This window comes from Dyadobacter sp. CY327 (assembly GCF_021390415.1).
GTDB classification, from domain to species: domain Bacteria; phylum Bacteroidota; class Bacteroidia; order Cytophagales; family Spirosomataceae; genus Dyadobacter; species Dyadobacter chenhuakuii.
Map to the genome: position 1 here is coordinate 418330 of NZ_JAJUXJ010000007.1, position 13436 is coordinate 431765.

The following is a 13436-nucleotide window of genomic DNA, read 5'->3' on the forward strand; positions in this document are numbered from 1 at the left end:
TACAGTCGTCGGGGGCTATTTTTAGGCCGTGAAAAGGTTTATCCGAAATATGCTCCTGACGATTGTCATTCTTGATACAACATCCTTGTATCAGGTGATGAAGGCGCCGTCGCTTATCAAGCATTTTCTCGAACACAAATCACTGGATCAGAATGTGAGTTTCGTGGACTTCCTTTCCATGCATTACTGGGGCGAAGATCTGAACGATAATGACGACGAAAAGGATATGCAGCTGCCTTTCAAGAAGATTGAAATGCACCATGCCAGTTTCTTCTTCGTTGCCCACCCGGAACGGTTCACATTTGTACACCATTCACAACCAATCAGCAAGGCCGATTACGGCCCCGACCAGCCTCAGGTCGCGTACAACACCACGCTGGGCTCCCTCTTCCGCCCGCCCCGAGTTTAAATATATATCAATGTCCAGGACCCGCTCCTGAACTCCATTTGTGCTCTATCCGGGCGCATATGGCCTCATTTGCTATATATTTATTTTGATTCGATATGCTGAACAGAATTATCCGGTTCTCTGTGAAGAACAAACTGGTAATTGGGATATTCATGCTGCTGTGGGTTATTTACGGCGCGTATGAAGTTACACAGTTGCCCATAGATGCCGTTCCCGACATTACCAATAACCAGGTGCAGGTCATTACCACCGCACCGTCATTAGGCGCCGAAGACGTGGAGCGCCTCATTACTTTTCCCATCGAGCAGGCCATCAGCAACATTCCCGGCCTCAAAGAAAGTCGCAGCATGTCCCGCTTCGGGCTTTCGCTCATCAGCATTGTTTTTGATGACGAATCCGATGTGTACTGGGCGCGGCAGCAGGTTACAGAAAGGCTCTCGCAAGTAGAAATCACCGATGATGCCAACACGCCGCAGCTTGCGCCGGCCACAACCGGGCTGGGGGAGATCTACCAGTATGTACTGAAACCCAAAGATGGTTTTGAGAAAAAATATTCACTCGCCGACCTGCGCACCACGCAGGATTGGATCGTACGCAGACAATTGCTCGGCACGCCGGGAGTTGCAGACGTGTCCACATTCGGCGGCGACCTGAAACAATATGAGGTCGCCGTGATCCCCGCCAACCTCAAAGCGCTGAACATTTCAATCAGCGACGTCTTCACTGCGCTAAGCCGGAACAACCAGAATACAGGCGGCGCGTATATAGAGAAAGGTCCCACTGTAATGTATATACGAAGCGTCGGGCTGGCCGGTTCGATGGATGACATTCGGAAGATTGTGGTGAAGAATACGAATAACGGCACGCCGGTGCTCATCAGCCACGTGGCAGATGTGCGGCTCGGTTCAGCCATTCGTTATGGTGCGCTCACGATGGCGGGCAAAGGTGAGCTCGCAGGTGGCATTGTGATGATGCTGAAAGGCGGAAATTCTTCCGAGGTGATCAAAAATGTAAAGTTGCGTGTAGCCGAAATCCAGAAAACATTGCCCGAAGGCATGGAAATCGAGCCGTTTCTGGACCGGACCAAGATGGTGAATAACGCTATTGGAACAGTAGAGCACAATCTGCTGGAAGGTGCCCTCATCGTGGTTCTGATACTCGTTCTTTTCCTGGGTAACCTGCGTGCGGGGCTGATTGTGGCTTCCGTAATCCCGCTTTCCATGCTGTTTGCCATCACAATGATGAATCTTTTCGGCGTTAGCGGAAACCTGATGAGCCTGGGCGCGCTGGATTTCGGCCTGATCGTGGACGGCGCGGTGATCATTGTAGAGGCGATTTTGCATCACATGCATTTCTCCAAAAAATATCTCAATACAGAAAGGGTTACACAGGCAGAAATGGATGAGGAGGTTACGGGCTCGGCATCACGGATGATGAATGCCGCGGTGTTCGGGCAGATCATTATCCTGATCGTTTATCTGCCCATTCTTTCGCTTTCCGGCATCGAAGGTAAAATGTTCAAGCCTATGGCACAGACGGTTGCATTCGCAGTCATGGGCGCATTCATTTTATCATTGACCTACATTCCCATGATCAGTGCATTGCTTATCAGCAAAAAGATCGTGCACAAACCAAATTTCTCAGACCGCATTATGACACGGCTGGAAAACGGTTATGCCCGCTTGCTTTCCGGCGCATTAAGGATCAGGAAAACGCTTGTCGTTTCCGCTTTTGCATTGTTCGGATTTGCCGTGTTTTTATTTACACAAATGGGTGGAGAATTTATCCCGCAACTCGAAGAAGGTGATTTCGCCACTGAAACGAGACTGCTCGTCGGCACTAACCTCAGCACGACTATTGACGCATTCAAAGTCATTTCCGAAAAGCTGAAAGCCGACTATCCCGAGGTCGAAAAAATAGTGTCCCGCATCGGAAGCGCCGAAATCCCCACCGATCCCATGCCCATTGAAGGCGGTGACATGATCATTGTGTTAAAGGATAAAGCCGAGTGGAAAAGTGCGGAAACATTCCCTGACCTGGCCAGCAAAATGGCCGCTACGGCGCAGGAAGTGATGCCCGGCGTGACAACAGGCTTTCAGTATCCGGTTCAAATGCGTTTCAACGAGTTGATGACCGGAGCCAAGCAGGATGTGGTTTGTAAAATATTCGGCGAAGACCTCGACAAGCTTGCTGCCTATGCCGAACAACTCGGCAGCATTTCCAAAACCGTCGCCGGAACGGCGGATTGGTACATTGAAAAAGTGACCGGGATGCCACAGGTCGTGATTGAATTCAACCGGGATGAAATTGCCAAGTACGGCATGAACATTGACGACGTAAACCGCACCATTAACGCAGCTTTCGCCGGAGCCGCCGCAGGGCAGATCTATGAAGGTGAAAAGAAATTTGACCTCGTCGTACGGGTAGGTAACGAAGGCCGAAGGAACATTACGGATGTCCAAAACTTGCTTATCACCACGCCCGGCGGGGTTCAGATCCCGCTTTACCAGGTCGCCAGCATTCAGGAAGTGGAAGGCCCGAACCAGATCCAGCGCGAGAATACGCGCAGGCGGATCATTGTCGGTTTCAATGTCCGGGGGCGAGATGTGCAGTCTATTGTGGAAGAGTTGCAGGAGAAGGTGGACGCAAAAATGAAATTCGAGCCTGGGTACAGCATTACTTACGGTGGTGCGTTCGAGAATCTACAACAAGCAAAATCCCGGCTTATGATCGCCGTTCCCATCGCGCTGCTATTGATATTCATCATGCTTTATTTTGCATTTTCTTCGGTCAAAGACGGTTTGCTGATCTACACGGCCATTCCCCTTTCGGCAATCGGCGGCGTTTTCGGGCTTGCGTTGCGCGGGATGCCGTTCAGTATTTCGGCTGGCGTCGGCTTCATCGCATTATTTGGCGTAGCAGTGCTCAATGGCATTGTGCTCCTTTCCGAGTTCAACAGGATCCGGAAGGAAGGCTTGATCCATGATGCATGGGAAGTGGTGATGACCGGCACGCGCAACCGCCTTCGCCCGGTGTTGATGACAGCCTCGGTTGCTTCGCTCGGGTTTTTGCCAATGGCGCTCAGCAATGGTGCAGGAGCGGAGGTGCAGCGCCCGCTGGCAACGGTGGTGATAGGCGGGCTGATCAGCGCCACATTGCTCACGCTTTTTGTGCTGCCAGGTTTGTATTTGTTGTTTGATAAAAAACCAAAGATCAAAGGGCTTCAACCAGCATTAACATTGCTGCTCATTTGCTTTGCCCACATTGGTTTCTCCCAAACCGCGCAAACGCCCATTGGTCTGGACTCTGCCATTCAGTTGGCCCTGAATAAAAATTTGCAGATAAAAAGCGACCGGCTGGCTGAAAACGCAAGCGAACGCCTGCAATCCAGCTCGTTTGATATGGCCAAAACGAATGTCAGTGCAGATTACGGCCAGGTTAACAGCATTAATAAGGACAACCGCATCGGGATTAGTCAAACATTTAGTTTTCCAACCGTTTATGCCAATCAGCGAAAAGTGCTGGAAGCTAATTTTCTCGCCACCCGGGCCACCACAAAGCTTACCGAACAGGAAATCCGTGCCCATGTCCGCCAACTGTATTTTGAATATACTTCCCTCACCGAACGCAGGCGGTTACTCGTTTACGCAGATAGTGTTTACCGGTTATTTGAGACAAAATCCAATCTTCGTTTTGAGAAAGGAGCTGCCAATGTTTTGGAAAAAACAGCCGCCGAAACACGCAGGCAACAGATTACCAATCAATTGAACCTGATCAACAATGACTTGGAAATCGTGGCCAGACAGTTCGATTTCTTGTTGCAGGATTCAAAATCTTACGTGCCAAAAGCGGATCGTGCCAAGATAAATGACCCGTTGACACTATCCGACTCGACTGCTATGCAAGAGCTGCCGTTGATGGAACTGGCCCGTCATCAGCAGGATGCAGCCCGTTATCGCTGGCAAACAGAAAAGTCGAAACTCCTGCCGGATTTCACCATTGGCTATAACAATCAGACGCTCATCGGGCCGCAGGTCGTGCGGGGGCAGGAGCTTAATTACGGTGCGGGGAAAAGGTTTGGTTATGTCAGTGCGGGCATTGGTATACCGTTGTTTTTCAAAGCCCACAATGCCCGTGTGGCTGCTGCAAAACTCGATTGGGAAAGGAATCAAAAGCAATCGGACCTGATCAGTTTGAGGCTGCGTAATGAGCTCGATAATGCCGGTCAGCAGATACGGAAATTCCGGCAGAGCCTGGAATATTACGAAGGCCAGGGCCTCAAAAACGCAGACCTGATCATTACCACCGCCGACCAGCAGTTCCAGGAAGGCGACATTGATTTTCTACAATGGGCCCTTGTCGCCGACCAGGCGATCACGATCAAAAACGAATATATCAATGCATTGAACAGCTATAACCTGGCTGTAATCGAATGGTTGAAACTGAACAACTTATAACATGAAAATGAAAAATCATATCATTATTTGCCTGAGCTTGCTGCTCATGTTTTCCTGCACGGATAAGACTTCAAGGGAAACCGAACAGCCGGAAAGCACCGCTTCAGATTCCGCACAAACGGAAAAAATGGTGTCCATCAGCGATGCGCAGCAGAAAAGCGTGGGCATAGAAGTGGGTACACCTGCAATGGAAGATATCAGCGGCGTATTGTCGCTGCAAGGGAAAATCGATGTTCCGCCACAAAGCACGATTAGCCTCAGCTTTCCGCTGGGCGGTTATTTGAAATCCACTAAAATGCTTCCGGGCATGCACGTGCGCAAGGGCGAGGTGCTTGCCGAATTGGAGGATATGCAGTTTATCCAGCTACAACAGGATTATCTCACCGCCAAGGAAAAGCTGCTTCTGGCAGAATCCGAGTTCAACCGCCAGCGCGACCTGAATGCGAGCAAGGCCAGCAGTGACCGCGTCTTTCAGCAAGCCAGGGCCGAAATGGAAACCCAGCGCATACTAGCGAGCGCATTGGCACAAAAACTCGAAGTGATCGGTATTGATCCGGCCCACCTTAGAGCCGACAAAATTTCCAAAAGTGTGTCCATTAAATCGCCTATCAATGGTTTCGTTTCCAAAGTCAATGTCAATGTGGGCAAATACACCGCGCCTACGGATATGCTGTTTGAGCTTGTGAATCCGAGCGACATTCATCTGGTTTTGAATGTGTTTGAAAAGGACCTCGGCGCATTGTCGGTAGGCCAGCGCGTTACCGCATTTACCAATGGCGATCCGTCGAAGAAATTCCAGGCTGAAATTATCCTGATCACCAAAAGCCTCGACCAGGACAGGATGGCGGAGGTGCACTGCCATTTTACAAAATACAATTCGGCGCTTGTGCCGGGTATGTTCATGAACGGCGAGGTGTCGGTCAGCAATAAAAAAGCACTAACCGTTCCTGAGGATGCACTCGTGCGCTGGGAGAACAAATTTTACGTTTTTACCGACAACGGCAGCGGCAATTTTGAAATGATCCACGTCAAACCCGGCGTCATTAACCAGGGCAAGCAACAAATCGAAGCAACCGGCATCGACGACAGCACCAGGCTCGTTGTGAAAAACGCTTATGCATTGCTCATGAAGATCAAGAATACAGAAAAGGATGGCTAGGGTTTATTGTTATAGTGCAAACTGGTTCATAAAATTGCAAACGTTTGCATAAAATTCTTAAAAAGTTTAAAATACGCGATAAAACTGCTTTATTTGTATTGGAGGGCCTATTTATTTCAAGATTAAACTGAAAAGATATGCCCGGTTTGAAAAAGTATAATTTAAACAAAAAATACAAATGTCGAATAAATCTGGACGAATCAAGGTTGCCATTGTTGGCGTTGGAAATTGTGCGAGTTCATTGGTGCAGGGCGTTGAATATTACACCACGTTTTCCGAACTTAAATCGGGGTTAATGGCAGACGATATCGGGGGTTATAAAGCGGCTGACATTGAATTTGTCTGCGCTTTTGAAGTGGATGAGAGAAAGATCGGCTTGCCTTTAAGAGAAGCCATTTTTGCTAAACCCAACTGCACAATTGTCCTCAATAGTGACATCAAATCCGATGCGCCCGTGTACCCGTCGCCCGTTCTGGATGGTGTTTCACCGCAAATGGCAGCATACCCGGCTGAGAACCGTTTTGTGATCAAGAGTGAGTTGGCAGAAACGGATTTCCTGGCGCAAAGCGAGCAGTATAATAAGGATCTGGTAGCCTCCATGCGCAGTAAAATTGTAGCGCAACTCAGGCAGCATGAAGCCGAAGTGCTGATTAACTATCTGCCGGTTGGATCACAGCTGGCAACCGAATTTTATGCTGAGATCTGCCTTGAACTGGGCATCTCGCTGGTGAATTGCATTCCGGTTTTCATTGCTTCCGATCCGCAGTGGGAACAGCGTTTCGTTGATGCAGGCATTCCGATCATTGGTGACGATATGCGCAGCCAGTTTGGCGCCAGCATTGTTTCTCAAATGTTACAGGAACTGGCTTTCGAGCGTGGACATCATGTGAAAGCGCACATTCAGCGCAATGTAGGCGGCAACACCGACTTCCTGAATATGGAAGACAAGGCGCGTCTCAAATCAAAGAAAATTTCCAAAGAGAATGTCATCCGCGCGCAAAACGACATTCGCGGCATTTCCACGCAGGACAGCTTCCTGCACGCGGGACCGTCGGAATACATTGCTTATTATGGCGATAACAAAGTGGCCAATTTTCGGCTGGAACTCGAAGGATTCATGGGAGCGCCTGTGATCCTGGACGCGCAGCTTTCGGTTCAGGACTCACCCAACTCAGCGGGCGTGGTCATTGATGCCATTCGTTACGTGTATGTTGCGCGGGAAATGGGGCTTGTGGGTGCATTAAGAGGTCCGTCCGCTTCAACCCAAAAAACACCGCCCGAGCAAATGATGTTCAGCGATGCCATTTATGAATGCCATGCACTTGCCAATCGCAAGCTTACCGACTCTACACGCAAGCAGCTGGCGAAAACGGCAGTAACAGAGTAACCAATGTATAAATACGCATCGAGATCCTGGTTTTAGCTTTCCTAACCAGGGTTTCGTTTGCATTCCTGACCATTTCTTCTGAATATTCGTTGCCTGGATCATATGCACATGGACCAGGCAACGGGAAGAAATTAAGGTTTAAATAGTTTTAGAAAATGAAAGTGTTTGTTGTTGGTTCGGGTAAGTTGGCAAGTGCAATTCTTTCGGCCGCTGCGACCTTTCAAAACTCCGGGCTCATTCCCTGGGAACCGGAATTTCAGCAAACAACCGAAAAGGCAATGATCCTGCATTGCGGTTCCGGGCGACAGATTGCTGAATGCATAAAGTTCTGTCAGCAAACAGGTTCTGCTTTCATCGAGCTCTCCACTGGCCTGGAAACGGAACATATGACACCCAATTTTCCACTCATTATTTGCCCGAATACTTCCATGCTAATGCTCCGGACCATGGCTATGTTAGGTCAGTTTGGGAGGCATTTCAAGGATTACCAGATATCCATTACAGAATCGCATCAGGCCGCGAAACAGACCGAGCCCGGGACGGCATATAATTTTGCCAACTCGCTCGCATTTCCGGTTAATCAGATCGTTTCCGTACGGGAACCTGAAACACAATCCATCGAAATCGGTATTCCGGATGAATTTCTTGGTAAACACGCTTATCATAAAATCAGAATCCAGGATGGCAATGATACGTTGACCATTGAAACAAAAGTGCTTGGCCATGCGCCTTATGCAGCCGGCGTAAGGCAGATTATTGATTTGATATTGAAAACTGACCTGGAAAACAGGCGCTATAATGTTCTGGAATTAATGCAATAGCAACAAGCACATGAATACGAAAGCATCCTTTTTTGATAAGAAACTAATGATCGGCTCCATGATCGTGATTGCTGGCAGCGCGATTGTTGTTGCGGTTATCAAGGGCGCGGAAAGCATTCATTTACCCTACATTGTTGCCGTGCTGACCGCCGTTTCTTTGGGATTTGCAGAACCCCGCAAAGGCTGGTTTTTAGCATTATTACAATGCATCCTTATGCTGGCAGGTTACTTCCTCTTTACCAGTTTACCCGAAAACACAGCCCGGCAAGAGCTCGAAAATTTCAGTCTGTACGGCTCGCTCATCCTGACATTCGTTGCCAGTTTTTTGGGCGGTTTCATCAAAAGAGCTTTCAATACTTAGGAAGCGACCGCTCTTACAAATACTTTTTCATATAATTAATAATATGCGTCCAGTCGCCGGGGAGCACGCTGTGTCCGCCGTCGTGCATGAAGTAACCGAGCTCATTCATGAGTAAGGAGGTGTCACCCGCGGCAGGCATAACCGTCGTTTCGGGGCCTTTTTCCTTAAATAATTTGTAAACCGGAGCCGCCGCAACAGCCGCTAAAAACTCGCCCTTCGGATCCGACCAGTAATCGGTGCTGCCGGTTTGGAGCAGCAATGGTCTGGGTGCAATCAGAGATATCAGCATATGTCCGTCCACGGGCAAGCTGTTTACATTGGCCGCGTAGTCGTGGTATTTGGGCGCAAACTGATATAAATACCGGCTCGGATCAGAAATGTGCTGAATTGTTTCGCCATAATGCCGCCTGCTGAGGGCCGCGCCGCCTTCGCCCGAAATGCTGGCAATAATGACTTTGTAACGCGGATCATGCGCTCCCGCCCATAGCACTGTTTTGCCCAAACGCGAAGCACCTTGCAATGCAACACGCTTGCTGTCAATAGCTTTGTCCGTTTCGAAATAGTCCATAGCACGGCTCAGTCCCCAGCCCCATGCTGCTATGGCGCCCCATTCGTCGGGTGCAGTCTGTGTTTGTCCGGGTATTAAATAGACGCTACGGATTCCGTGCTTGATGCCATCTTTAAAATCGGGCTCGATATCGCCGTAATAAACCGTTGCAAACCCAAAGCCGGCATCCATAAACTGCTCTACATTCATTTTTCCGAATGCCGTAGGCTTATCCGCTTTCACACGCTGGCCCTCTTTATTCCAGACATTGCCTATCATTAATCCTGGATCATCAATCAGCTGATTATAAGCAATAAATGAAATGTTCATCAGCAACGGAACGGGTTTGGTCGCCGCCGCCGGTGTGTATATGACCAGGTTCATTTTATGGTCTGCTGTGTCTTTGGTAAAGTAAACCGTAACCTGCTTGCGGGTCGCTTTCCCATTGAATGCAGGCGTTCCTTTATCAAAAACGGTAAAGTGCATATCCACCGGGCGTCCGGGCATTTTACCAAATTGTGATTCTTCAAACAACTTCACAATTTCTGGCCTACGCTTTTTTGTCCAAACCTCAGCACTGGTCACTTTCTGCCCGTCATTGGTTTTCAGCGGATCGGGCAGGGTGTAAGTGCCTGCTGAATCTTCGGAATAATTGACCGGAAAACCGGCAACCATCGTCGGGCGGTTGGCAGCTTGCTGTTGCGCAGATGCTAAGTAGCTGGCAGACAGTATGCAACAGATCATCCACCTTCTGGCAGATGTATGAAACGATGGCTTTGTAAATTTTTGCATAGGATTGATTTTACATTATCCCTATAAGGAAGACAGCGTTCAAATCTATCGGCGAAGATCCGGTTTAGAAAACCTTTGTTTCATCCCGGATTGTCTTTATAAAGAAAGTGCAATTTCAAACGTTTACTTTTCGTCACTTTTGGATATTTTGCATTATAACACATTGTGTCAATTTAACACTTTCGTTTAATTTCGAACATTTACTTTTACCCTTTGCAATCGTTCCCGGTAACGTGTGCAGAAATAAAATCGAAAATTATCTTGCTTACCAGATTCTGTATAAATAGACTTGAACAGGGTTTCTATTGTACTTTATCAATGGACAATAGAAGTTGTATTGAAATAGTTCTATTTTAAATCGTTCGATGAATATGGCAAGGGCTTTTCTACTTTTTCTATTTCTTTTGGCCGTGTCCTTTTCCGGAACTGCGCAGAACCGCCAGTTGAAGGGCGTCGTGACCGATGCAGCTTCCAAAGAAGCCATGGCGGGCGTTTCCGTTCTTGTTGCAGGAACGACGCAGGGCACCACTACGGACGGCGAAGGGAAATTTTCACTCAGCCTTCCGGCGGATGGGAAATCGATCATTATCAGCTATGTCGGTTTTATGAAACAAACCGTCGAGATCGGCAACCGCTCAATGGTGGAAGTGGCTTTGGAGCCGGACGTGAAGGCGCTGGAAGATGTGGTTGTGGTGGGTTATGGCGAACAAAAGCGCTCGCATTTAACAGGCGCTGTGGCAACGGTGAAGATCAATGAGATCGACGAGCTGCCGGTCGGCGACATTTCGTCGGCGCTTGTGGGCAAATTACCGGGTGTTTCGGTAAGCGGCGGTTCGGCGCGGCCGGGAACGCCTGCTTCCATCGTGATCCGTAACCCTACCAAAGCCTCGAAAGACGGGGGCAGCAATTCCCCCCTTTACATTATAGATGATGTGATCCGCACCGAGGCTGATTTCCAGCTGCTGGATGCTTCTGAAATAGAAAACCTCTCAATCCTCAAAGATGGAGCGGCGGCTGTTTATGGGGCACGTGCCGCATTAGGCGTGGTCGTGGTGCGCACACGTCGCGGCAAAGCGGGCAAGCCGCAGGTAAATTACACCACCACATTTGGCGTATCCGAAGCTACGGACCGCTCCAAAATGATGAACGGCGTCCAGCTCGCCACTTATCTCAACGATTTCAACCGGACAAGAGGACTGGCAGCAACTGATCCCGAATTTTACTCACCCGACGAGCTCGAACATTTCAGAAACAACAACTACGACTGGTTTGATATGGCCTGGAAACCTTCCTTCAATACAAGGCATGCCATCAACATCAGCGGAGGAACGGAGCGGGCCACATTCTTTGCCGGCGCCACCTATTTTGCACAAAACGGAAACGTAGACAACATCAGTTACAAGAAATGGAATTTCCGAGCCAGCAGCGACGTCAAGATCACCAAAAATCTGAAAGTAGGATTGGGCGTGAGCGGAAATTTGTCTGATAACAAATTATTTTATCTCAAACAGGGCGGTGAGAATGTGGAGAAAGACGTAACAAATCTTTTAAATACACCCCAATTTATCCCGCCTTACGTCAATGGTTTGCCCGTTCTGCTTCCCGGCGGTTCTTCTACAACCGGTTTTCATTTTTTTGAAGCCCAAAAGCTCAACAACTACACACGCGCCAGAAATGTGGTGCTGAATATCAATGCGTATCTGGAATACAATGTGCCGTTTGTTCAGGGCCTGAAAGTGCGCGGGGTTTACAACAAAAACCTGGGCAATGATTGGGGAAAACAATTTGGCACCTATTATAAGACTTACGGCTTCTCGATGGAGGGCGAAAACCGGCACATTTACGGAGGGACGCCCAATGCGCCCACGCGGCTCAACAATGGTGACCGCCTGAGATTCAATCCCGGTTACTCCGAATCCTATCAAATGAATGTGAACCTCAGTTATGCACGCGATTTTGGCCGGCACTCGGTGAGCGCGCTTGCGTTGGTGGAGCAGTCGGAGATTTACTCGGAAAGCATTGCCACATTCAAGGAAGGCATTTTTGAAGGCGGAAATGATTATTTAATGTCCGCACTGGGAGCCAAGGACATCGGCCCGAACACAGCAAATGAAAGCGGCGTGCTATCCTATGTCGGCAGGCTGAATTACAGTTTTGCAGAACGCTATTTGTTTGAAGTCTCCTTCCGTCGCGATGCGTCCACGAAATTCGCTCCCGAATATCGCTGGGGCACATTCCCCCAGGTTTCGGCCGGCTGGGTGCTTTCGGAGGAAAATTTATTTAAAGAAAAACTCAGCTTCATCAACTTCCTAAAACTCCGCGCATCCATCGGATTCCTGGGGGGAGACCGCACGGCCAACTGGCAATGGCTGCAGCGTTACACGCCCCAGGCTTCCAATGGAGCAGTTTTCGGAGGAAACAGCGACCGCACGGTGGGGATCAAGCTTGAAAAACTGCCCAACTACTTTGGCCGCTGGGATGATGTTACCAAAAAGAACATTGGTCTGGACGCATCCTTCCTGAACAGCAAACTGACCGCGGGTCTCGACTTTTACCACGATCACGGCTACAACCTGCTCACGACATTATCCTCATCCGTCCCGCTAACCATCGGTTCGGTGATGCCTTCGGAAAATTATGAGACCATTAATTCCTTCGGTTTCGAGTTTTCAACCGGCTGGAGCAGCAAAATCGGCAAGAGCATTGATTATAATGTAAATGCATTCCTCGCCTGGAACGACAACCGGAATGTGCTCGTGGATGTAGCGCCGTCGAATGTAGGCACTTGGCTGGACCCGACGGGCCGTTCGGGCGACCGCGGAATTATGGGTTACCAATATCTTGGCATGTTCCGTTCGCAGGACGAAGTGGATCGGTTCCTTGAACAAAACAATGGTTACACAATCTTTGGAAGAGCGCCCATGCCCGGCATGCTTTACTATAAGGATATCCGCGGCCCGCGCCAGACAGATGGCAGCTACGAAGCGCCCGACGGCAAAATCACCGAAGATGATATGGATTACCTGTCTAACAAGGAGAACAACCATTACAATTTCGGTCTTTCGCTGGGTTTTGGTTTCAAAGGGTTCAGGCTGGATGTTGTTACCGCAGGATCATTTGGCGGACAAGGCATTGTAGATGGCGACGCACGGAAAAAAGCAGCCGTAGACGTTTCCCGTCCTGTTTTCTGGGCCGACCATTACACGCCCGAAAATCCTAATGCAGCCTATCCCGACCCTTATTACGACGACACTTATTCAGTGGCATCATCATTCTGGTTCCGCGACGCATTTGTGTTCCGCATGCGCAGTATGAATGTGTCTTACAGTTTGAATCAGAATATTTCCAAAAGACTCGGCGTGAGCGGCCTCAAACTGATTGGCGTGGCCATGAACCCGTTCAATTTCTACAATCCATACGATTACAAAGGCTCGGTAGGCGCTTATAACGTGTATCCGCTGATGAAAACCTGGTCATTGGGATTAAATCTTACACTTTAAAAC

General features: G+C 49.0%; 8 protein-coding genes. 7 read left to right on the forward strand and 1 reads right to left on the reverse strand.

Annotated elements, in window-relative coordinates; translation table 11 throughout:
- The first annotated feature begins 49 nt into the window (after positions 1-49).
- The 6 genes from LZG74_RS18070 (at position 50) to LZG74_RS18095 (ending at position 8594) form a co-directional block, all read left to right on the forward strand.
- Positions 50-409 carry a hypothetical protein gene (locus tag LZG74_RS18070; protein ID WP_233797931.1) on the forward strand — a complete coding sequence of 120 codons (360 nt, stop codon included), beginning with the start codon at positions 50-52 and terminating at the stop codon, positions 407-409.
- Between the two features lie 95 nt (positions 410-504).
- Positions 505-4866: a CusA/CzcA family heavy metal efflux RND transporter gene (locus tag LZG74_RS18075; protein WP_233797932.1), complete on the forward strand. Its 4362-nt coding sequence runs from the start codon at positions 505-507 to the stop codon at positions 4864-4866.
- A gap of 7 nt (positions 4867-4873) precedes the next feature.
- On the forward strand, positions 4874-6025 hold the full coding sequence (locus LZG74_RS18080; protein WP_233797933.1) for an efflux RND transporter periplasmic adaptor subunit: 1152 nt from the start codon (positions 4874-4876) through the stop codon (positions 6023-6025).
- Between the two features lie 178 nt (positions 6026-6203).
- The gene (locus tag LZG74_RS18085; protein ID WP_233797934.1) at positions 6204-7412 is read left to right on the forward strand and encodes an inositol-3-phosphate synthase; all 1209 of its coding nucleotides are present in this window, start codon (positions 6204-6206) and stop codon (positions 7410-7412) included.
- Positions 7413-7567: 155 nt separating this feature from the next.
- Positions 7568-8233: a dihydrodipicolinate reductase C-terminal domain-containing protein gene (locus tag LZG74_RS18090; protein ID WP_233797935.1), complete on the forward strand. Its 666-nt coding sequence runs from the start codon at positions 7568-7570 to the stop codon at positions 8231-8233.
- Between the two features lie 10 nt (positions 8234-8243).
- Complete coding sequence (locus tag LZG74_RS18095; RefSeq protein ID WP_233797936.1) at positions 8244-8594, forward strand: hypothetical protein; 351 nt, start codon at positions 8244-8246, stop codon at positions 8592-8594.
- A 13-nt stretch (positions 8595-8607) separates the two neighbouring features.
- Here LZG74_RS18095 and LZG74_RS18100 read toward each other — a convergent pair whose 3' ends face one another.
- Complete coding sequence (locus LZG74_RS18100; protein ID WP_233797937.1) at positions 8608-9933, reverse strand: S9 family peptidase; 1326 nt, start codon at positions 9931-9933, stop codon at positions 8608-8610.
- A gap of 371 nt (positions 9934-10304) precedes the next feature.
- On the opposite strand from LZG74_RS18100, the gene LZG74_RS18105 reads away from it, so the two are divergent.
- Positions 10305-13433: a SusC/RagA family TonB-linked outer membrane protein gene (locus LZG74_RS18105; RefSeq protein WP_233797938.1), complete on the forward strand. Its 3129-nt coding sequence runs from the start codon at positions 10305-10307 to the stop codon at positions 13431-13433.
- The last annotated feature ends 3 nt before the right edge of the window (positions 13434-13436 follow it).